The 20858-nt window shown below is 73.7% G+C and carries 21 protein-coding genes; 12 read left to right on the forward strand and 9 right to left on the reverse strand.

From position 1 onward, the window contains the following. The first annotated feature begins 40 nt into the window (after nucleotides 1–40). Nucleotides 41–700, forward strand: a complete 660-nt coding sequence (locus tag ABD665_RS10270) for a pentapeptide repeat-containing protein (RefSeq protein ID WP_204910744.1) — start codon at nucleotides 41–43, stop codon at nucleotides 698–700. Between the two features lie 208 nt (nucleotides 701–908). Here ABD665_RS10270 and ABD665_RS10275 read toward each other — a convergent pair whose 3' ends face one another. Then, nucleotides 909–1196, reverse strand: a complete 288-nt coding sequence (locus ABD665_RS10275; protein ID WP_204910743.1) for a hypothetical protein — start codon at nucleotides 1194–1196, stop codon at nucleotides 909–911. Between the two features lie 15 nt (nucleotides 1197–1211). Continuing rightward, complete coding sequence (locus ABD665_RS10280; RefSeq protein ID WP_204910742.1) at nucleotides 1212–2888, reverse strand: sodium:solute symporter family transporter; 1677 nt, start codon at nucleotides 2886–2888, stop codon at nucleotides 1212–1214. 203 nt (nucleotides 2889–3091) lie between these two features. Here ABD665_RS10280 and ABD665_RS10285 point away from each other — a divergent pair, with 203 nt between their 5' ends. Next, nucleotides 3092–4945 carry an acyl-CoA dehydrogenase C-terminal domain-containing protein gene (locus tag ABD665_RS10285; protein ID WP_204913740.1) on the forward strand — a complete coding sequence of 618 codons (1854 nt, stop codon included), beginning with the start codon at nucleotides 3092–3094 and terminating at the stop codon, nucleotides 4943–4945. On the opposite strand, the gene ABD665_RS10290 is transcribed toward ABD665_RS10285, so the two are convergent. Then, nucleotides 4942–5088, reverse strand: a complete 147-nt coding sequence (locus ABD665_RS10290) for a hypothetical protein (protein ID WP_204910741.1) — start codon at nucleotides 5086–5088, stop codon at nucleotides 4942–4944. The genes ABD665_RS10285 and ABD665_RS10290 overlap by 4 nt on opposite strands. Before the next feature lie 160 nt (nucleotides 5089–5248). Then, nucleotides 5249–6124, reverse strand: a complete 876-nt coding sequence (locus tag ABD665_RS10295; RefSeq protein WP_204910740.1) for a DUF6597 domain-containing transcriptional factor — start codon at nucleotides 6122–6124, stop codon at nucleotides 5249–5251. 26 nt (nucleotides 6125–6150) lie between these two features. On the opposite strand from ABD665_RS10295, the gene ABD665_RS10300 reads away from it, so the two are divergent. The 4 genes from ABD665_RS10300 (at nucleotide 6151) to ABD665_RS10315 (ending at nucleotide 9400) form a co-directional block, all read left to right on the forward strand. Beyond that, nucleotides 6151–6519 (forward strand): VOC family protein, encoded by a 369-nt coding sequence (locus tag ABD665_RS10300; protein WP_204910739.1) that lies wholly within the window; start codon nucleotides 6151–6153, stop codon nucleotides 6517–6519. A gap of 147 nt (nucleotides 6520–6666) precedes the next feature. Further along, entirely contained in the window at nucleotides 6667–7119 is a 453-nt protein-coding gene (locus ABD665_RS10305) for a hypothetical protein (RefSeq protein WP_204910738.1), read from the forward strand. Beyond that, a complete protein-coding gene (locus ABD665_RS10310) occupies nucleotides 7119–8477 on the forward strand; it encodes a glutathionylspermidine synthase family protein (protein WP_204910737.1) in 1359 nt (452 codons plus the stop codon). Before ABD665_RS10305 ends, ABD665_RS10310 begins: the two co-directional genes overlap by 1 nt. A 50-nt stretch (nucleotides 8478–8527) precedes the next feature. Beyond that, on the forward strand, nucleotides 8528–9400 hold the full coding sequence (locus ABD665_RS10315) for a DUF350 domain-containing protein (RefSeq protein ID WP_204910736.1): 873 nt from the start codon (nucleotides 8528–8530) through the stop codon (nucleotides 9398–9400). A gap of 34 nt (nucleotides 9401–9434) precedes the next feature. Here the strand turns inward: ABD665_RS10315 and ABD665_RS10320 are convergent, their stop codons facing one another. The 3 genes from ABD665_RS10320 to pdhA are packed head-to-tail and all read right to left on the reverse strand — an operon-like array spanning nucleotide 9435 to nucleotide 13088. After that, nucleotides 9435–10928, reverse strand: coding sequence for a dihydrolipoamide acetyltransferase family protein (locus ABD665_RS10320; RefSeq protein WP_425562155.1), 1494 nt, complete (start codon nucleotides 10926–10928; stop codon nucleotides 9435–9437). Nucleotides 10929–10971: 43 nt separating this feature from the next. Beyond that, nucleotides 10972–11970 carry a transketolase C-terminal domain-containing protein gene (locus ABD665_RS10325; RefSeq protein WP_204910734.1) on the reverse strand — a complete coding sequence of 333 codons (999 nt, stop codon included), beginning with the start codon at nucleotides 11968–11970 and terminating at the stop codon, nucleotides 10972–10974. Next, nucleotides 11967–13088, reverse strand: coding sequence for a pyruvate dehydrogenase (acetyl-transferring) E1 component subunit alpha (gene pdhA, locus ABD665_RS10330; protein ID WP_344742201.1), 1122 nt, complete (start codon nucleotides 13086–13088; stop codon nucleotides 11967–11969). Before pdhA ends, ABD665_RS10325 begins: the two co-directional genes overlap by 4 nt. Nucleotides 13089–13299: 211 nt before the next feature. Here pdhA and ABD665_RS10335 point away from each other — a divergent pair, with 211 nt between their 5' ends. Then, a complete protein-coding gene (locus ABD665_RS10335) occupies nucleotides 13300–14151 on the forward strand; it encodes an alpha/beta fold hydrolase (RefSeq protein WP_204910732.1) in 852 nt (283 codons plus the stop codon). Here ABD665_RS10335 and ABD665_RS10340 read toward each other — a convergent pair. Both ABD665_RS10340 and ABD665_RS10345 read right to left on the reverse strand, forming a co-directional pair. Next, on the reverse strand, nucleotides 14136–14858 hold the full coding sequence (locus ABD665_RS10340; protein WP_204910731.1) for an SDR family oxidoreductase: 723 nt from the start codon (nucleotides 14856–14858) through the stop codon (nucleotides 14136–14138). The two genes, ABD665_RS10335 and ABD665_RS10340, sit on opposite strands and share 16 nt — an antisense overlap. Further along, the gene (locus ABD665_RS10345; RefSeq protein WP_204910730.1) at nucleotides 14855–15649 is read right to left on the reverse strand and encodes a UTRA domain-containing protein; all 795 of its coding nucleotides are present in this window, start codon (nucleotides 15647–15649) and stop codon (nucleotides 14855–14857) included. Before ABD665_RS10345 ends, ABD665_RS10340 begins: the two co-directional genes overlap by 4 nt. A gap of 77 nt (nucleotides 15650–15726) precedes the next feature. Here ABD665_RS10345 and ABD665_RS10350 point away from each other — a divergent pair, with 77 nt between their 5' ends. Genes ABD665_RS10350 through xylB form a run of 5 tightly spaced genes read left to right on the forward strand, consistent with a single transcriptional unit; the run spans nucleotide 15727 to nucleotide 20813 of the window. Further along, the gene (locus ABD665_RS10350; protein ID WP_204910729.1) at nucleotides 15727–16713 is read left to right on the forward strand and encodes an NAD(P)-dependent oxidoreductase; all 987 of its coding nucleotides are present in this window, start codon (nucleotides 15727–15729) and stop codon (nucleotides 16711–16713) included. Beyond that, entirely contained in the window at nucleotides 16710–17393 is a 684-nt protein-coding gene (locus tag ABD665_RS10355; protein ID WP_204910728.1) for a bifunctional 4-hydroxy-2-oxoglutarate aldolase/2-dehydro-3-deoxy-phosphogluconate aldolase, read from the forward strand. Before ABD665_RS10350 ends, ABD665_RS10355 begins: the two co-directional genes overlap by 4 nt. After that, nucleotides 17390–18322 carry a hypothetical protein gene (locus tag ABD665_RS10360; protein WP_204910727.1) on the forward strand — a complete coding sequence of 311 codons (933 nt, stop codon included), beginning with the start codon at nucleotides 17390–17392 and terminating at the stop codon, nucleotides 18320–18322. The genes ABD665_RS10355 and ABD665_RS10360 overlap by 4 nt, the downstream gene beginning before the upstream one ends. Continuing rightward, on the forward strand, nucleotides 18319–19329 hold the full coding sequence (locus tag ABD665_RS10365) for a phosphotriesterase family protein (RefSeq protein WP_204910726.1): 1011 nt from the start codon (nucleotides 18319–18321) through the stop codon (nucleotides 19327–19329). The genes ABD665_RS10360 and ABD665_RS10365 overlap by 4 nt, the downstream gene beginning before the upstream one ends. Next, nucleotides 19326–20813 (forward strand): xylulokinase, encoded by a 1488-nt coding sequence (gene xylB / locus ABD665_RS10370; protein WP_204910725.1) that lies wholly within the window; start codon nucleotides 19326–19328, stop codon nucleotides 20811–20813. The genes ABD665_RS10365 and xylB overlap by 4 nt, the downstream gene beginning before the upstream one ends. Nucleotides 20814–20858 lie beyond the last annotated feature (45 nt).

Raw genomic sequence — 20858 nt, forward strand, 5'->3', positions numbered from 1 at the left:
AGCTCCTGACCCTAGCCAGCCCACCGCTAGCGTGGCGGCCATGCCCCCGACCCCCGTCACGCCCAAGCCGCCGAGGACCACGACCGTCACGCCGCGGGGGCTGGCCGCGTACGAGCCCGGGCCCCTGGACGACGACCTCGAGTCGGTCGAGCTGGTCGAGGTCGACCTCGGCGACGCCGACCTCGACGGGCGGACCGTGTCGGGCTGCCTGCTGCGCCGGTGCGCCCTCGACGGCGCCGACCTCGGGCGGGCGCGGGTCGTCGAGAGCGTCCTCGAGGGGTGCGAGGCCGCGCACCTGCGGGTGGCGCGGTCCGCGTGGCGCGACGTCGTCGTCGACGCCTGCCGGCTCGGCTCGGTCGAGGCGTACGAGACGGAGTGGCGCGGGGTGCGGTTCGAGGGGACGAAGGTCGACTACCTCAACGCCCGGGCCGGGACGTGGCGCGACGTGGACCTCGCGGGCTGCCGCATCGGGGAGCTCGACCTCACCGACGCGAAAGTCGAGCGCCTCCGGCTCGACGGCTGCACGGTCGGCACGCTGGTCGTCGGCCACGCCCGGCTCACCGACGTCGACCTGCGCGGGGCCCGGATCGACGTCGTCGAGGGCCTCACCGGCCTGGCCGGCAGCTGGCTGACGTCGGAGCAGCTGACGCTCCTCGCGCCCGCCCTCGCCGCCGAGCTGGGCATCCGCATCTCGGGCTGAGCGCACCAACGCCCCCTGAGCTCGTCGAAGGGCCTCGCAGAGGTCGGCTCTTCTCACGAAGGAGAGGAGCCAACCCCTTCGGGGCCCTTCGACAGGCTCAGGGGGCGTTCGGGCCCTTCGACAGGCTCAGGGGGCGTCCGGCCCTTCGACAGGCTCAGGGGGCGTCCGGCCCTTCGACAGGCTCAGGGGGCGTTTCCCCTGATCAAGCTCAGTGCTGGCTGGGCCGGGGCTTCGCCCCCGCGGGGTTCGGGTCGGGGCGGTTGGGGTTGACCTTGGCCCAGACGAGGAAGAGCACGCCGAGGATCAGCATCCCGATGCCGAGCCACAGGTTCATGTTGATCCCCGCCGCCTTGGCCAGCTCGGCCGCGGAGGTGAAGAAGCCGGCGATCGTCAGCATCAGGCCGTAGACGACGAACAGGCCGCCGATCATGATGCGGATGTCGAACAGCTTGGCTGCGGCCGACTGCGTGACCGGGGTCTGCTTCTGCTCGCTCATGAGGTTTCCTCCTGCTCAGGCGAAGACGATGGACAGGACGAGGACGATGCCGAGGGCGGTGAAGCCCAGCAGCTTCGGGGACTCCCACCAGCGTCGCACGTAGCCCTCGTGCGGGTCGCCGGCATCGGGGTCCGGGACGCCCCAGACCAGGCCACGCAGCTCGACCAGCGGCTTCGACTTCGTGGTCAGCGTGACGATCACGGTGACGACGGCGTCGAGGACGAAGGCCATGATGGCCGCGTAGAAGTTGATCATCTGCGCGTTGGCCTCTTTGGTCATGTCCCCGCCGGGGTACATGTGCGACCAGTTCGGGCCGATGAGGAACTGGTAGATCGCGGCGCCCGCCGTACCGGCGACCAGACCCCAGAGGCCGGCCTTGGCGGTCGTGCGCTTCCAGAACATCGCGATGATGAACGTCGCGAAGAGGGGCGCGTTGAAGAAGCCGAACAGCGTCTGGATGTAGACCTGGATGTTGTTGTAGCCCGCCGCGATGAACGCGGTCCCGACGCCGATGACGATGCCGACGATCGTGACGATCCGGCCGACGTTCAGGTAGTAGTGGTCCGGGAAGTTCTTCTTGATGTAGCTCTGCCAGATGTCGTACGTGAAGACCGTGTTGAACGAGCTCACGTTCGCCGCCATGCCGGCCATGAAGGCGGCCAGCAGGCCGGCCAGCGCGACGCCGAGGGCGCCGTTGGGGAGGTAGTGCCCCATCAGCGCCGGGATCGCGTAGTTGTAGTCGGTCTCGCCCTGCGCGTTCTTGAGCATGTCCGGGACGACGGTGATGGCCAGCAGGCCGGGGATGATCGTCAGTGCGGGGATGAAGATCTTCGGGTAGGCGCCGATCAGCGGGGTGCGCTCGGCCGCGGAGAGGTTCTTGGCGGACAGCGCGCGCTGGACCTCGGCGAAGTTCGTGGTCCAGTAGCCGAACGACAGCACGAACCCGAGGCCCATGACGATGCCGATCCAGTCACCGAGCGGGTTGCTCCAGTTCCAGCCGGTGCCCGACCAAGTCGAGAAGAACCGGTCCTGGCCCGGCTGCGAGACGACCTTCTCCTTCAGCCCGTCCCAGCCCCCGACGTCCTTGAGGCCGATGATCACCAGCGGGATCAGGCCCGCGATGATCACGAAGAACTGCAGGACCTCGTTGTAGATCGCGCCGGAGAGGCCGCCGAGGGTGATGTAGGCGAGGACGAAGGCGGCGGAGACGAGGATCGCCAGCCAGGTCGGCCAGCCGAGCAGCGCCTCGATGATGATCGACATGGCGTAGAGGTTCACGCCCGCGTTCAGCACGGCGGCGGCCGCGAAGCTGAGGCCGTTGAAGAGGTGCGCGCCGGTGCCGAAGCGTCGCTTCAGGTACTCGGGGACGCTGCGGACCCGGCTGCCGTAGTAGAACGGCATCATCACGAGGCCGAGGAACACCATGGCCGGCACGGCGCCGATCCAGTAGAAGTGCACGGTCGCGAGGCCGTACTGGGCGCCGTTGGCCGCCATGCCGAGGATCTCGATGGCGCCGAGGTTCGCCGAGATGAAGGCGAGGCCGGTCACCCAGGCCGGCAGCGACCGGCTGGAGAGCAGGAAGTCCTCGCTGGTGGCGACGGCGCGTCTGGCGAGGACCCCGATGGCGATGACGAGGATGAAGTAGATCGCCAAGATCGAGTAGTCGAAGATGTTGGTGTCGAGCCTGCCCATGACGCTCCTTCGCAGCGGTTCCGGCCGAACCTCGCCGGTCACGTTAGACCTGTCCCCCACTGGTCTGCGGGCAGGTCGCCGCGTGACGCGCGGGACGCGTGTGACCCGCCCCGGGCCGCTGGAGCCGATCCGCTAAGTTACTGGCCAGTAACATGGCGGGACCGTCCACGTTCCCGGGACCCCAGGAGTCAGATGTGAGCGCCGTGAGCCACTACCGGTCGAACCTCCGCGACACCGTGTTCACCCTCTTCGAGGTGCTGGGCCGCGAGGAGGTGCTGGGCACCGGGCCGTGGGCCGACCTGGACCGCGAGACGGCCGAGGCGATCCTGTCCGAGCTCGACCACCTGGCCCGGACGAAGCTGGCCGAGACCTTCGCGTCGACGGACCGGCACCCGCCCGTGCTCGACGTCGAGGCCCGTACGGTCAGCGTCGGCGAGCCGTTCAAGAAGACCTACCGGGCGCTGCTCGACTCGGGCGCGTGGGCGCTCGAGCTGCCCGAGGACCTCGGCGGCACGCCCAGCCCGCCGTCGCTGCAGTGGGCCGCGAACGAGCTGCTGCTCGGCGCCAACCCCGCCGCCTACCTCTACGCCGCCGGGCCGAAGATGGCCCAGGTCCTCTGGCGCGAGGGCACCGAGCGGGACCGGCGGCTGGCCCAGCTCATGGTCGAGCGCGAGTGGGCCGCGACGATGGTGCTCACCGAGCCCGAGGCCGGCTCCGACGTCGGGGCGGGACGCACCCGGGCGCTGCCCCAGCCCGACGGCAGCTGGCACGTCGAGGGCGTCAAGCGCTTCATCACGTCGGCCGAGCACGACCTGACCGAGAACATCGTGCACCTCGTCCTCGCCCGCCCGGTCGGCGTCGAGGGCCAGGGCGGACCGGGCACCAAGGGCCTGTCCCTCTTCCTCGTGCCCAAGTGGCGGTTCGACCCGGAGACCGGCGAGCTCGGCGAGCGGAACGGCGTCTTCGTCACCGCGCTCGAGCACAAGATGGGCATCAAGGCGTCGGCGACGGGCGAGCTGGCGTTCGGCACGGACGGCACCCCGGCGGTCGGCTGGCTGCTCGGCGACGTGCACGACGGCATCAAGCAGATGTTCCACATCATCGAGTACGCCCGGATGATGGTCGGCACCAAGGCGATCGCGACCCTGTCGAGCGGCTACCTGAACGCGCTGGCGTACGCGAAGGAGCGGGTGCAGGGCCCGGACCTGACGCGGGCGTCGGACAAGACCGCGCCCCGCGTGACGATCACGCACCACCCGGACGTGCGGCGCTCGCTGATGACGCAGAAGGCCGGCGTCGAGGGCATGCGCGCGCTCGTGCTGTTCACGGCGAGCGTGCAGGACCGGGTGGCGCTGGCCCGGGCCGAGGGGCGCGTCGACGAGGACGCCGTCCGGCTCAACGACCTGCTGCTGCCGGTCGTCAAGGGCTACGGGTCGGAGCGCTCGTGGGTGCTGCTCGGCACGGAGTCGCTGCAGACGTTCGGCGGTTCCGGCTACGTCGAGGACCACCCGCTGGAGCAGTACGTCCGCGACGCCAAGATCGACACCCTCTACGAGGGCACGACGGCGATCCAGGGCCAGGACCTGTTCTTCCGCAAGATCGTCCGGGACCGCGGGCGCGCGCTCGGCGACCTGTCGGCGCAGGTGCAGGGCTGGATCGACTCCGAGGCCGGCAACGGCCGGCTCAAGGAAGAGCGCGAGCTGCTCCAGACCGCGCTGACCGACACGGCCGGCATCGTCGAGACGATGATCGGCCACGCGATGGCGTCGCAGGCGCCCGGGCAGGAGCGCGACGTCTACCTCGTCGGGCTCAACACGACCCGGCTGCTGATGGCGCTCGGCGACGTGGTCTGCGGCTGGCTCCTGCTCCGCGGGGCCGAGGTGGCGCTCGCCCGGCTCGGCGAGGACCAGACCCCGGCGGAGCAGGCGTTCTACGAGGGCAAGGTCGCCGCCGCGCGGTGGTTCGCCCGGACCGTCCTGCCGCGCCTCACCGCCGAACGCATCGCCGCCGAGCGGACCGACCTCTCCGTGATGGACCTTCCCGAGGCCGCCTTCTAGCGGCGCTTCGACGCGATCTCGACGACGAGGCCGGCGTCCGGGAAGACGACGTCCAGGTAGAAGCGGTTGCCGTCGGCCCAGACCGGGTCGAGCGGCGCCACCGGGCACGCGTACGAGGCGTGTCGCACGCCGAGCGGCGCCACCGGTCACACCTCTTCTCGAGCGGTACGCCTTCCCGGTCGCGAGGCCGCAGAGAGCGGGAGGAGGTACCGCTCGCAGGAGAAGGCACCCGATGGGGCCCCTCGTTCAGGCTCTTCTCGTGCCGGGCACGACCAGCTCGGGGTCGACCTGCGTCCGGGTGCCTCAGCGACCTGCGCGGTAGCGGGCCGGGGTGACGCCGACGAGGGCGGAGAAGTCGCGGGTGAAGTGGGCCTGGTCGTACCAGCCGTGGGCGGCGGCGAGGTCGGCCAGGGAGCGGTCGTCGCCGGCGTCGAGCGCAGCGACGACGTCGTGCATGCGGTGGCGGGCGAGGACCCACTTCGGGCCGACGCCGACGTAGCGCGCGAACAGCCGCTGCAGGCGGCGGGTGGAGAGGCCGTGCCGCTCGGTCACCTGGGAGACGCGCACCAGGGTCCGGTCGGCGAGCATCTCGGCGACCAGGGCGAGCACGAGCTCGTGGTCGGGGTCCGGGCCGTGGGCGAGCGGCCGCAGGGCCGCCTCGACGCGCGCCCGGTCGTCCTCCAGCGGTGCGCCCGTGTCGTGCAGCGCGTCGAGCGCCGTCACGACCGCGTCGGGCAGCAGGTCGGCGGCGGCGAGGGTGCGTTCGGCGAGCCGCGAGGCGTCGAGCCCGGCGAGGGCCGCGAGCCCGCCCGGACGGAACCGCACGCCCCACACCCAGCCGCGTCCGGTCGTCTCGACGTCGAACCGCCGGGTGACGGGACCGGTGAGGAGCACCGCCACCGGCGGGGCGCCGACCCGCCGCACGCCCCGCTCGACCGTGAGGTTGCAGGTCGGGTGCGGCAGCACCTGGCTCGGGTAGGTGACGCCGTCGGGCAGGTCCCAGCGCAGCACCCAGTGGTTCTCGACCCAGGGCGCGAGGTCGGGTGCCGGCGGGAGGCGCCGCAGCGCGACGTGCCGCGCGAACTCCTCCGGCCGCAGGATCCCCGCCGTGCCGCCGGTCGTCCCCGTGCCGCCGCTCGTGGCGGCCGCGACGGGCGTCGCGTTTCTCCTATCCCCCACCGGCCGATCCTAGGGACGCTGGACCCATGACGACGCAGCTGAAGATGACGACCCTCGACTGCAGCGACCCGCGCGCGGAGGCGGCCTTCTGGTCGGCGCTGCTCGGCTGGCAGGTGGCGGTCGCGGAGGACGAGTACGCGATGGTCGTGCCGGCCGACGGCGGGGCGATGCTCGGCTTCGGGCGGGTCGAGGACCACCAGCGACCCGGCTGGCCGAACGAGCGCGGCACCAAGCAGTTCCACCTGGACCTGGCCTGCGACGACGTCGCCGCGAGCGAGGAGCAGGCCCTGGCCCTCGGCGCCACCCTCGCGGAACCCCAGCCCGGCGACACGTGGCGCGTGCTGCTCGACCCGGCCGGGCACCCCTTCTGCCTCACCGACGCGTCCCGCTGGTGACCCCGGGGGCGACGCGTACGCCGGCCCGGTCGCCGCCCGTACGCCCGCCGCGCGGCGTCGACCCGGCCGGATGAACCTCCACGACGCATCCTGGAGGGGTACCGGAACGCGTCGACGCCTCCGGCCCTCACCTAGGAGCCCCCGATCGTGCCCACCTCCCGCGTCCCGCGGCTGTCCGCCCTCGCCCTGTCCACGGCCCTCGCCGCGACGGGGATCCTGTCCGCCTGCAGCTCGACGGACGAACGCGTCACCGAGGACGTCTACTGCGCCGACGCCAACGGCAAGGTCATCGACGAGGCCAACTGCGACGACGGCTACCGCGGCGGCTTCCCCGGGTTCATCTGGATCGGCGGCTTCGGGCTCGGGCGTGGGCTCGGCTACCAGCTGCCGGTGAGCCAGCGGACCTCGATGGTCCCCTACAACGACCCGGTCGCGCGCCAGAACGCCGGCCTGCCGCGCACGGGGCGGGTGACCGGTTCGGGCGGGCTCGGCAGCACCGTCACGCGCAGCCGCTCGATGAGCGGCAACCCCGGCGGCACCAAGGCCGGCTCGTCCAAGGGCGGCGGCTTCGGCGGCACCCAGGGCGGGACCGGCAGCTGATGGAACGCCGACCCACCGGTGTCGAGCGCCCCAACTGGCAGGAGGTCGTCGCCGCCCAGGGGCTGACCTACTGGCAGACGCAGCTGCCCGACGGCCGGACCCGCTCCTACTGGAACGAGGGCGCGCACTACGCCTTCTCCGCGGCCGAGATCGAGCAGATGGCCGCGGACACGGCGACGCTGTTCGAGATGTTCGTGGTCGCGGGCGACTTCCTGCTCGCGCACCCCAGCCTCACCGACCAGATGGGCATCCCCCGCTGGACGCTCCCCCGGATCAACGCGACCTGGAACCGTACGCCCGAGTGGGGCAGCGTCTACGGCCGCATCGACGTCGTCTACGGCGGGAACCGGCTCCTCGACCCGATGTGCACCGACCTGCAGGACGGCGTCGACGAGGCGCTGGGCCGGATCCGGCTGTACGAGTTCAACGCCGACACCCCGACCTCGCTGCTCGAGGCGGCCGTCATCCAGTGGGACTGGTTCGACAAGACCCGTCAGGGCGACGACCAGTGGAACGGCATCTACGAGATGCTCGTCGAGGCCTGGCGGCGCAACCTCGCGGAGGCGGAGCAGGCGCTCGGCCATCGGCCCGTCGTGCACTTCGCGTGCACCTGGCAGGACAACCTCCTGCCCGAGCTGGCCCACCTGGTCCCGCCGGAGCAGCGCGCCGGGATCGACCTCGAGGGCTGCTCGTACGAGGACCTGCAGAACCTGCGCGTCATGCAGCAGGCGTGCACCGACGCCGGCTACGAGACGCGCTGGCTCTACGTCGAGCAGATCCACCTCGGCGAGGACGGCCGCTTCTACGACGGCAGCAGCGGCCGCGCCGGCGAGCACCTGGACGTCGTCTTCAAGCTCTACCCCTGGGAGCACATGGTGGCCGAGGAGTTCGGCCCCGCCGTCTTCGAGGACATGGCCCGTCCCGGCGGCACCGTCTGGATCGAGCCGCCGTACAAGATGCTCTGGTCCAACAAGGGCCTGCTCCCGGTCCTGTGGAAGCTCTTCGGTCGCGACCCGGAGAAGAGCAAGCTGCTGATCCCGGCCTGGTTCGAGGGCGAGCAGCCCGAGGGGATGGAGAGCTACGTGCGCAAGCCGATCCTCGGGCGCGAGGGCGCGAACGTCCGCGTGGTCGTCGACGGCCGGACGGTCCTCGACACCCCCGGCCCGTACGGCGACGAGCCGGCGGTCATCCAGCAGTACGCTCCGAGCCCGAACTTCGTGGGCCTGGAGGGTGACAACTTCGCCACGCTCGGGATCTTCGTCGTCGACGGCGAGCCGGCCGGCCTCGACCTCCGGGAGAGCCAGACCGTCGTCGTCGACAACCTGAGCGTGTGCGTGCCGCACGTCGTCCGGGGCTGAGACCTCTCCCCTCGGCGCCCGACCCGTACGAGCCCCCGGAGGACGTCTCGATGCTCGACTACCTGCAGGCCATCGCCATGAGCTGGCCGGCCGCGGCCGTCAGCCTGCTGCTCACCCTCGTCGTCGGCGGGGCGCTCTGGGCCACGCACAACGCCCTGACGCGGTTCGACGACCGCGAGGTGCTGTTCGTGCGGGGCAGCGTCGCCTACCTCGTGCAGCGCAGCTCCCTCGTGCTCGCGTTCGGCATCGCCTCGCTGCCGACCATCACGCGCGGCGAGGACGACCACCCCTGGAACGTCCTGCCGCTGCAGGCCGCGCAGCTCGCCTGGGTGTTCGTCGCGCTGCTCGGCGTGCGCTACCTCGTCGACGCGATCCTGCTGCGGGAGCGCAACACCGAGGAGCTCCTCGACGGCAACGTCGCGCTCGGGGTCGTCGAGGCCGGGTTCTACGTCGGGTTCGGGTTCGTCCTCAACGGCTCGCTGACGGGGTACGCCCCCACCTTCGGCCTCAGCCTGGCCAGCACCGTCGTCTTCGGCCTGCTCGGCCTCGCCGTCGTCGTCGGGGTGTTCTGGCTGCACGAGCTCGTCACGCCGTGGTCGGTGCGCCAGCTGGTCCGCGACCGCAGCCTGACCGCGGGCTTCGAGGCCGGCGGCGTGCTCGCCGCCGTCGGGATCGTCGTCCGCGAGGGGGTCGCCGGCGATTTCACGACCTGGACCGACGGGCTCGTGGCCTTCGCCGCGACCAGCCTGTTCGCGGTCGCGATGCTCTACCTGTTCCGGTGGCTGACCAACCGGCTGATCCTGCGCTCGGCGACGCTCGACCAGATCCAGGACGGGCAGCTCGTGGGCGCGTCGGCGTTCAGCGCCGTGCTGCTGGTCGTCGTCGCGATCTCCGTCGCGACAGTGGTCCGCACCCAGCTCTGAGCGCGGACCCCCGTTCTCCGGCGGCAGGTGTCGGTCAGAAGAGCAGGCCCAGCCCCGGGTCGGTGAGGATCTGGGCGACGGTCGACAGGAACACCGAGCCCTGCTCGCCGTCGACCAGCCGGTGGTCGAAGGACACGGCCAGGGTCGTCACCCAGCGCGGCTCGATCCGCTCGTCACGACCGGCCCCGACGACCCAGGGCCGCCGGGCGATCTGACCGACGCACAGGATGCCGGCCTCGCCCGGGTTGACGATCGGGGTGCCCGCGTCGACGCCGAACGTCCCCACGTTGGTGATCGTGAACGTCCCGCCCGCCATGTCCGACGGCGACGTACGCCCGTCGCGCGCGGTGCTGACCACGGCGTTGATCGCCTGGGCCATCTCGAGCAGCGTCATGGCGTCCGCGCCCTTGAGGTTGGGCACGACAAGCCCGCGAGGGGTCGCCGCGGCGATCCCGAGGTTGACGTAGTGCAGGGTCGCGATCTCCTGGGCGGCCTCGTCCCAGTACGCGTTGAGCTGCGGCACGCGGCTCAGCGCCACGCAGACCGCCTTGGCGACGACGAGCAGCGGGGAGATCTTCACCCCGCGGAACTCCCGCCGGTCGCGGAGCCGCTCGACGAGGTCCATCGTCGCGGTCACGTCGCAGGTGACCCACTCGGTGACGTGCGGCGCCGTGAACGCCGAGCGCACCATCGCGTCGGCCGTCGCCTTGCGGACGCCCTTGATCGGGACGCGCGTCTCCCGTTCCGGGTCGCCCTGGCGGGCCGGGGCGGCCGGCACGACGGGCCGGACCGGGGCCGGGGCAGCAGGGGCCGACGCCGCCGGGGCGGCCGCGGGCTGGGCCGCCCGCTCCACGTCCTCGCGGGTGATCACGCCGCCGGGGCCGCTGCCGGTGAGGGCCGTCAGGTCGACGCCGCGGTCCTTGGCGAGCTTGCGGACGGGCGGCTTGGCCAGCACGGCCGGCCCGCCGCCGAGGAACGGCGCGTCCTCGCGGGCCGGGGACTGCGGCTCGGCGGGGAGCGAGTTCCCGGTGACCGGCGCGGTCGCCGGTACCTGCGCGGCGGCCCGAGCCGGGGTCGGAGCCGCCGGTGCCGGAGCCGCCGGTGCGGCAGGAGCAGGGGCAGCAGCCGCGGGCGCCGAGGCGTGCTCGGGTGCGCCCTTGCGCGGGCGACGGCGGGCCTCGGTGCTGCGCGGGCCGTAGCCCACGAGGTTGGCGACGCGGCCGTCGCCGGCCTCCGCACCACCCTCCGGAACCGTCGCCACGTGGTCGCTGCCGAGCGCCACGGCCGGGCTGGGCACGGGCTCGTCCGCCCCGTCGGAGACGGCGACGATCGGCGCACCGACGTCGACCATCTGGCCCTCGTCGGCGAGCAGCGCCGTGACCGTCCCCGCAAAGGGGCTCGGCAGCTCGACCAGGGACTTGGCCGTCTCGATCTCGACCAGGATGTCGTTGACCTTGACCACGTCCCCGACGGCCACGCGCCAGGTCACGATCTCGGCCTCGACCAGGCCCTCCCCGGGGTCGGGCAGGCGGAACTCGCTCGTCGCCACGTGTGTCCTTACGTCCTGGGTCTCAGTAGGCCAGCGACCGGTCGACCGCGTCGAGGACACGGTCGAGGTCGGGCAGGTAGTCCTCCTCGATGCGGCTCGGGGGGTAGGGCACGTCCATGCCCGCCACCCGCAGCACCGGGGCCTCGAGGGAGTAGAAGCACTCCTCGGTGATCCGCGCGGCGACCTCGCCGCCGAGCCCGACGCTGACCGGCGCCTCGTGCACGACGACCGCGTGCCCCGTCCGGCGCACGGACGCGAAGACCGGGCCCAGGTCGAGCGGCGAGAGCGTCCGCAGGTCGATGACCTCGAGCTCGCGGCCCTCGTCGGTCGCGGCCTCCGCGGCCTCGACGCACGTCTTGACCATCGGCCCGTACGCGATCAGCGTCGCGTCGCGGCCCGGACGGACGACCCGGGAGCGGTGCAGCGGGAGCGGCACCGCGGTCGTGTCGACCTCGGCCTTCTCGTAGTAGCGCCGCTTGGGCTCGAAGAAGATCACCGGGTCGTCGGAGGCGATGGCCTGCTGGATCATCCAGTAGGCGTCGACCGGGTTGGAGCAGGTGACGACCTTGAGCCCCGGCGTGTGCGCGAAGTAGGCCTCGGGCGACTCGCTGTGGTGCTCGATCGCCCCGATGCCGCCGCCGTACGGGATGCGGATGACGATCGGCATCGGCGTCCGGCCCATGGTGCGCCAGCGGATGCGGGCGACCTGGGTGACGATCTGGTCGAAGGCCGGGAAGACGAACCCGTCGAACTGGATCTCGCAGACCGTGCGGTAGCCGCGGACCGCCAGCCCGACCGCGGTGCCGACGATGCCGGACTCGGCGAGCGGGGTGTCCATGACGCGGTGCTCGCCGAAGTCCTTCTGCAGGCCCTCCGTCACGCGGAACACGCCGCCGAGCTTGCCGATGTCCTCGCCGGCCAGCAGGACCTTCGGGTCGTCCTCCATCGCCCGCCGCAGCCCCGCGTTCAGGGCCTTGGCCATGGTCATGGTGCGCACGGGTGCCAGCGCGGTGTCGCTCATCGGGCCTCCTCGAAGCTGTCGGCGTACGCCTGGTGCCGGGCGAGCTGCTCGGTCAGCTCGGGGGACTTCTCCGCGTAGACCCAGTCGAACGTGTCGGCCAGGGACGGCACCGGCAGGGCCAGGCAGTCGCGCCGCAGCTGCGTGGCCAGGGCGTCGCCGTCCGCGTCGACAGCGTCGAAGAACGCCGCGTCGGCTGCACCGGTCCGCTCGAGGTAGGCCCGCACCCGGCTCAGCGGGTCGCGCGCGCGCCAGTGCTCGAGCTCGTCGGCGAGGCGGTACTTCGTCGGGTCGTCGGAGGTGGTGTGCGCGCCCATCCGGTAGGTGTAGGCCTCGATGAACGTCGGCCCGTTGCCCGAGCGGGCCCGGTCCAGCGCCGCCGTCGTCACCGCGTGCACGGCGAGCGCGTCGTTGCCGTCGACCCGGACGCCGGGGAAGCCGAAGCCCGCGGCCCGGCGGTAGAGGGGGGCGCGCGACTGGCGCTCGCTGGGCTCGGAGATGGCCCACTGGTTGTTGGAGCAGAAGAACACGACGGGCGCGTTGAACGACGACGCGAAGACGAGGCCCTCGTTGAGGTCGCCCTGGCTCGAGGCCCCGTCGCCGAAGAAGCAGACGACCGCCGCGTCCCGCTCCGGGTCACCGCTGCCCACCAGCCCGTCCCGCTCCAGGCCCATCCCGTAGCCCGTGGCCTGCACGGCCTGGGTGCCGATGATGATCGAGTACATGTACGTGTTGTGCTCGAGGACGTCCCACGAGCCGGTGTCGACCCCGCGGAACATCGCCAGCAGCCGCAGCGGGTCCACCCCGCGGGTGATCGTCACGCCGTGCTCGCGGTAGGTGGGGAAGGCGTAGTCCTGCGACCGCATCGCGTACGCGGCGCCGATCTGCGCGCCCTCCTGGCCCAGGGAGGAGGGCCACAGGCCGAGCTCGCCCTGGCGCTGCAGGGCGATCGCCTCGGCGTCCACGCGCCGGACCAGCGCCATCCGGGCGTAGAACTCCCGGACCAGCTCGTCGTCGCCGGTGAACGCGTAGTCGGGGTGCTCCACCCGCTCGCCCTCGGGCGTCAGCAGCTGGACGGCCTCCGCGGTCTCGTCCGGGCCGCTCTCGCGCACGTCGCTCACGGTGCTCCTCTCGTCCGTCCGGCACCCGTGGAGGGCGGCGCCGGAGCGGTTCTCGTCAACGTACCGCCGGGTCCGGGGATGGGGAAAACAACTTGCGGTGCCTACTTCCTGCGTCCGGAGGACCGGGCGTCGCGGCCGATGAGTGCGGGGGACGCCGCGGGTCACAGGCACCACGACGACCAGCACGACCGGACGACGACAGAGGAGCACCATGACCGACTACGTGACCAGCCGCCGGGGCGACCGGGTGGCGTACGACCGCTACGGGCCGGTCGGCGGGGGCCCGGCCGTCGTGCTCGTCGCGGGCGCCGGCTCGCTGCGCGGCGACGAGGCGGTCGTGGCGGCGACCGCGCGGCTGGTCGCCGGGGAGGGCGTGGCCGTGCTCGTCCCCGACCGGCTGGGGCGCGGCGAGAGCGCGGCCGAGGGTCGGCTCGACCTCGACCGCGAGGTCGACGCGCTCCGGGCCGTCGTCGACGCCGCGGGCGGGCACGCGGTCCTCTGCGGGCACTCGTCGGGCTGCTCGATCAGCCTGTACGCGACCGCGCAGGGCGTGCCCGTCGACGGGCTGGTGCTGTGGGAGGCGCCCCTGGCCGCCGGCGCCGCGGCCACGAAGGACTGGGTCGACGGGCTCGAGGAGCGCATCGACGCGGGCGAGCTCGAGGCGGCCCAGGAGTGGTACATGAAGGACATGCCGCCGGAGTGGCTGGCCGGCGCCAAGGCGTCCCCGGCCTGGCCGGCGATCTACGCCGGGGTGGTCTCCCTGCGCGCCGACGGCCAGTCCCTGCGCTGGGCGAGCGCCCAGCTGGAGTCGGAGGCGCTGCGCGACCAGGTGGACGTGCCCGTGCTGTCCGTCTACGGCACCTCCACCGTCCCGGTGATGACCGCGGCCGCCGCGCGGATCAGGGCGGTGCTCCCGCAGACCGAGGTCCGCGAGGTGCCGGGCGCGCACCACACCTGGGAGCCGGCGGGCTTCGCCCCGGTGCTCGCCGGCTTCGTCCGGTCCGTCGCCGCCGGTGCGGACCGGGGCGACGGCCGGACAACCGAACCTCAGGCCAGCGCGTAGCCGCCGTCCATCAGCATCTCGGTGCCGACGCAGAAGGCCGCCTCGTCGCTGAGCAGCCAGGCCACGCCCGCGGCCACCTCGGCCGGGGTGGCGAAGCGGGCCACCGGCGTCCGCTCCTTCCACCCCGGGTGCAGGGGGGACGCGCCGGTGAGCAGCGGCGTGTCGACGTAGCCGGGCGAGAGGGCGTTGACCCGGACGCGGCCGGCCCACTCCAGGGCGAGCGACTTCGTCATGGCCACCACGCCGGCCTTGGACGCGTTGTACGCGACCTGGCGCTGGGGGACGTTCACGACGTGCTGGCCCGACATCGAGGCGATCGTCACGATCCGCCCGCCGGTCTCCTGCTCCAGCATCACCCGGCCGAACTCGCGGCAGGACAGGAAGACCCCGGTCAGGTTGACCCCGATGGTCCGCGACCAGACCTCGGTGGTCATGTCCTCGGCCCCGGTGTCGCGCTCGGCGACGCCGGCCGCCGCGACCAGGGCGTCGACCCGGCCGGCGCGCTCCACGACCGTGCGGACGGCCGCGGCCAGCGACTCCTCGGAGGTCACGTCGACCTCGACCGCCTCGCCCACCCCGGGCCGCGTGCCCGGGCGGTCCAGGCTGAACACCCGGGCCCCCCGCTCGGCGAACCAGGTCGCGACCGCGAGGCCGATGCCCCCGGCCGCGCCGGTGACGACGACCACCGCCTCTTCGGGCCAGCTCATGGACGCACCTCTCCCTCGGCCGGGGCCGGCGTCACGACGACGCCCGCTCCCGGGCTCTCCCGCTCGAGATCGACCTCGAAACGGCTGCGGTCGCCGCGGTGCAGCGCGACGAACACCTCGACCGGACGGTCGCCGGACCAGGACGTGCTGCGCAGCACCAGCAGCGGCTCCCCCGGTCGTACGGCCAGCGCCGCGGCGGCCTCGTCGGTGGCGGCCACGGCCTCCACGCTGCGCCGGCCGTGGGTCAGGACGACCCCGTGGCGCGCGAGGAGGGCGTAGAGCGACTGCTCGGCGAAGTCCTCGCCCACGAGGTCGGGCGCGACGTCGGCGGGCAGGTGCGTGGTGGTGAGCACCCACGGCTCGCCGTCGACGTGCCGCAGCCGCTCGAGCACCAGCACCGGGGCCCCCGCCTCCAAGCGCAGGGCGGCGGCGACGTGGCCGTCGGCGGGGACGACCTCCTGGCGCCGGACGACGCTGGTGACCCGGGAGCCGCGCGCGGTCATCTCCTCGTGCAGGCCGGTCAGCCGGTCGACGAGGTGCTCGGAGGTGCGGGGACGGGCGACGAACGTGCCCCGGCCCTTCACCCGCTCGACCACGCCCTCGGTCTCCAGCTCGGCCAGGGCCTGGCGCACCACGCTGCGCGACACCGCGAGCGTCCGGCAGAGCTCGTGGTCGCCCGGCACCCGGCTGCCCGGACCGAGGTCCTCCGCACGCACGCGGGCCAGCAGCAGCTGCTTGACCTGGTGGTAGAGCGGCAGCGGGGACGCCCGGTCGAGGTCCTCCGCACGCACGTCGCGACTGTAGTGCGACGAGGACTTGTCCGTACAGGCCGTTGACGCAGTTGTCCGGACAGGGCTAGGTTCCCGGGGTGACCGTCCCTCCCGCTCCCGACGGGACGCGCCCGGTCGTGCTCGCCACGAGCCGCTCCTTCTCCAGCGGCGACGCGGACCTGCGCGGCGAGCTGGAGGCGGCCGGCTGCGACGTCCGACCCGGCGCCCCCGACCACGACCCCGACGCCCTCGCTCCCCTGCTGGCCGAGGCGGTCTGCTGGATCGCCGGGACCGCCCCCGTGACCGCGGCCCACCTCGACGCCGCCCCCCGCCTGCGCCTCGTCGCGCGCTACGGCGTCGGCGTCGACGCCGTCGACCTCGCGGCCGCGCAGGCCCGCGGCGTCCTCGTCACCAACACCCCCGGCGCGAACACCGGGGCGGTCGCCGACCTCGCCGTCGCCCTGGCGCTCGCCGCCCTGCGCGACGTCGTGCCCGGCGACCGTGGCGTCCGTACGCGGTCCTCCCGCGTCACCCGCGGCCGCGAGCTCGGCAGCCTGACCGTGGGCGTGGTCGGCTTCGGCCGGATCGGCCAGGCGGTCGCCGCCCGGCTCACCGGCTTCGGCAGCCGGGTGCTCGCGTACGACCCGTTCCTCGCCGCCGAGCGCGCGACCGCCCTCGGGGCCGAGGCCGTCGGGCTCGAGGAGCTGGCGGGGCGGAGCGACGTGGTCACGCTGCACGCCCCCGGCGACGCGGTGCTCGTGGACACCGCCCTGCTCGAGCGGTTCCGCCCGGGCACGGTCCTGGTCAACGCGGCCCGCGCGGCCCTCGTCGACGAGCGCGCGGTCGCCGACGCGCTGCGCGCCGGCCGGCTCGGGCGCTACGCCGCGGACGTGCTCGACGACGACGGCCCCGACGCCCCGCTGCTCGCCGACGACCTCGCGGACCGCACGACCTTCACCGCGCACGCCGGCGCCCACACGGTCGAGGCCGTCGACGCCATGGGCCGGGGCGCCGTCGACGCCGTCCTCGCCGTGCTGACCGGGCGCGAGCCCGCCCACCTCGTGACCCCAGGAGGTCCCGCATGACGACGAACACCCGCCCCGACGAGACGTCCACGCCCGGCGGGGACGTCCTGGCGCGCCTCCGCGAGACCGTGGTCGTCGCCGTGCTGCGGGCCCCGTCCGCGCAGGTCGCCGTCTCCGCCGTCGACGCGCTGGTCGCGGGCGGCGTGACGGGCATCGAGGTCACCTACAGCACCCCGGAGGTTCCGGTCGTCCTGCGCGAGGTGCGCGACCGCCACCCCGGCGTGCTGCTGGGCGCCGGCACCGTACGCCGGCCCGAGCACGCCATGGAGGCGGTGGCCGCGGGCGCCGAGTTCCTGGTGAGCCCGGGCAGCCTGCCCGAGCTGACGGGGGTGATGCTGGGCACCGGCGCGACGGTGCTGTGCGGCGCGCTCAGCCCGACGGAGGTGATGGTGGCGCTCGACCTCGGGGTGCACGTCGTCAAGCTCTTCCCCTCCTCCCTCGGCGGCCCCGCCTACCTGAAGGCCCTGCGCGGCCCGTTCCCGGACGTGGACTTCTGCCCGACCGGAGGCGTCGACCCGGGCAACCTCGCCGACTGGCTGGCCGCCGGCGCGGTCGCGGTCGGGGCCGGCGGCGAGCTCTGCCCGGCCCGGGCCCTCGCCGTGGGCGACTGGGCGACGGTCACGGCCTCGGCCCGACGGTTCCGGGCGGCGGCCGACGCGGCGCGCGGGGTGCCGGCGTGAGCGGCGCGGGCGGCGACGGGCTGCGGATGGGCTTCGTCGGGGTGAGCACCGGGGGTTCGTCGATCCTCAAGGTCTTCCCGCTCTGGGCCGACGTGCTGGACCTCCCCACCCGGACGCTCGTCGGGCACGACGTGGCGCTGGACGCACCTCCCGAGCGGTACCGCGAGCTCGTCTCCGCGATCGCCGCGGACCCCGAGGAGCTCGGCGCGCTCGTCACCACGCACAAGGTCGCGGTGCACGACGCCGCGTACGACCTCTTCGACGAGCTCGACGCCGACGCGGAGGCCTTCGGCGAGGTGTCCTGCATCAGCAAGCGCGACGGTCGGCTCGTCGGCAGCGCCAAGGACCCGCTCACGGCCCGGCTGGCGCTCGAGGAGTTCCTGCCGCCCGACCACTTCGCGCGGACCGGCGCCACGGCGCTGGTGCTCGGCAGCGGCGGGGCGGGCACCGCGCTCAGCCAGCAGCTCGGCGTCCGCACGGACCGGCCGGGGGCGGTCGTCTGCACGGCGCTCGACGACCGGTCGCTCGACCACGCCCGCGCGGTCCACGAACGTTCCGGGGTCCCCGCCGGCCTGGTCCGCTACGTCCGGACCGAGGGGTCGGCGGACGTCGGCGCAATCGTCGCGACGCTGCCGCCCGGCAGCCTCGTCGTCAACGCGACCGGGATGGGCAAGGACCGACCCGGGTCCCCGCTGCCGTCCGACTCCCTGCTGCCCGAGGGCGGCTACGTCTGGGACTTCAACTACCGCGGCAGCCTCGAGGTGCTCGCGCAGGCCCTGGCCCAGCAGCAGGAGCGCGGGCTGCACGTCGAGGACGGCTGGCGCTACTTCGTGCACGGCTGGAGCCAGGCGGTGGCCGAGGTGTTCGACGTGCCCATGCCCCCGGAGACCGTCGCCGAGCTCGCGCACGCGGCGGCGGGGACGCGGTGAGCCCGGGGCCCCGTACGGTCCGCACCGTCCTGGGCGAGGTCGACGCCAGCGCGCTCGGGCGCGTCGACTACCACGAGCACCTCTTCCAGCGCAGCCCGCTGCTGCCCGGCGAGGACCTCGACGACGAGACGGCGAGCACGGCCGAGGCCGCGTCGCTGCGGGGCTCCGGCTTCGTCACCATGGTCGACGCGACGCCCACCGGCCTCGGCCGCGACCCGGCCGGTCTGACGCGGATCAGCGCCGCCACCGGCCTGCACGTCGTCGCCACGACCGGCGCCCACCGTGTCGAGCACTACGAAGCGGGCCACTGGCTGCTCGAGGAGCCGGCCGACCGGCTCGCCGAACGCTTCTGCGCCGACGTCACCGAAGGCCTCCCCGCCGAGGACGGGCCGGACCGGGGCCGTCCGGTCCAGCCGGCGGCCTCGGGCCCCGTCCGGGCCGGCGTGGTCAAGGCCGGCGTGGGCTACTGGCGCATCGGCGCGTTCGAGGGCCGGGTGCTGGCGGCGGTGGCCGCGACCTGGCGGCGGACCGGGGCGGCCGTGATGGTGCACCTCGAGCACGGGAGCGCGGGGTTCGAGGTGCTGGCCCGGCTGGCCGCCGACGGCGTGCCCGGCTCGGCCGTCTGCCTCGCGCACGTCGACCGCAACCCGGACCCGGGGCTGCACGCCGAGCTCGCGGCCGCCGGGGCCTACCTGGGCTACGACGGCTGGGCGCGTTCGGTGCGCTGGCCCGACTCGGTGCTGCTGGACTGCCTGCTCGCGGCGGCCGCCCGTGGCGCCGGGCCACGGCTGCTGATCGGGGGCGACGTCGCCCGGGCGAGCCGCTACCGCGCGTACGGCGGCATGCCAGGCCTGGCCCACCTGGGTGAACGGGTGCTGCCTCGGCTCGAGGCCGAGGCGCCGCCCGGGCTGGTCGAGGCGCTGCTGGTGACGAACCCGGCCCGCTGGCTGGCCGGGACGGACGGGACCGGGCCCGACGACGAGCCCGGAGAGGGAGCAGCACGATGATCATCGCCCACGACCTCGGCACGACCGGCGACAAGGCGACGCTGGTGAGCGCGGACGGCCGGCTGCTCGCGGCCTGCACGTCCCCGTACGGCACCGACTTCGGACCGGGCGGCAAGGCCGAGCAGGACCCGGAGGCCTGGTGGACGGCGGTCTGCCACGCCACCCGCGACCTCCTGGCGCGCACCGGCACGCGGCCCGCGGACGTCGAGGCGGTCTCCTTCTCCGGCCAGATGATGGGCGCGGTGCTGCTGGACGCCCACGGCGAGCCCGTCCGCCCGGCGACCATCTGGGCGGACACCCGCTCGGTCGCGCAGAGCGCCACGCTGGTCGAGCGCGTCGGCATGGAGCACGGCTACGCGATCACCGGCCACCGCCTGAACCCGACCTACTCCGCCTCGAAGGTCATGTGGGTCCGCGAGCACGAGCCGGAGGCGTTCGGGCGGGCCGTGACCGTCGTCCAGGCGAAGGACTTCATCGGCCACCGGCTGACCGGCGAGCTCGCCACCGACCCGTCCGACGCGTCGAGCACGAACGCCTTCGACCAGCGCACCGGCCGCTGGTCCGAGGAGATCCTGGCCGCGGCGGAGCTGCCCGCCTCGCTCTTCCCCGAGGTGCGGCCCTCCACGGCCGTGCTCGGCCGGGTCACCCGCGCGGCCGCCGAGGCCACCGGGCTGGCCGAGGGCACCCCGGTCGTGGTCGGCGGCGGGGACGGACCCATGGGCGCGCTCGGCGCCGGGATCGTGGACGCCGCCTCCGGCGCCTACTGCTACCTCGGGTCGTCGTCGTGGGTGTCGGTCGCGTCCGACGCGCCGCTCTACGACCCGGCGATGCGGACGATGACGTTCAACCACGTGCTGCCCGACCGGTTCGTGCCGACGGCCACGATGCAGGCCGGCGGCGCCTCGCTGGAGTGGGTCGTTGAGACGCTGGCCCCGGGCCAGGAGGACCGCTTCCCCCGCCTGCTCGGCGAGGCCGGCGCGGTCGAGGCCTCCGGCGACGGGCTCTACTTCCTCCCGCACCTGCTCGGCGAGCGCTCCCCCTACTGGAACCCGGCCGCGCGCGCCGTGTTCGCGGGCCTGGCCCGCCACCACGGCCCGGCGCACCTCACGCGCGCGGTGCTCGAGGGCGTGGCCTTCAACCTGTGGACCGGGCTGCTCGCGTTCGTCGAGAACGACGTGCCCATCACCTCCGTCGACGCCATCGGCGGCGCGGCCAACTCGCCCGTGGTGCTGTCGGTGCTCGCCGACGTCTGGGGCGTCCCCGTCGTGCGCCGGAACCTGACCGACGAGGCCACCGCCGTCGGCGCCGCCGTCGTCGCCGGGGTCGGGGTGGGCCTGTTCGACGACTTCTCCGTCGCCCAGCGCTTCTCCGCCGAGGTCAGCACCGCGACCCCGGACCCGGACAGGCACGCCCGGCTCACGGACGCGTACGCCCTGTTCATGGAGGCGTACGAGCGGTTGGAGCCCTGGTTCGACAAGCTCTGAGCCGAACGCCCCCTGAGCTCGTCGAAGGGCCTCGAAGAGGTCGGC

The organism is Microlunatus spumicola (genome assembly GCF_039536445.1).
Lineage (GTDB): Bacteria > Actinomycetota > Actinomycetes > Propionibacteriales > Propionibacteriaceae > Microlunatus > Microlunatus spumicola.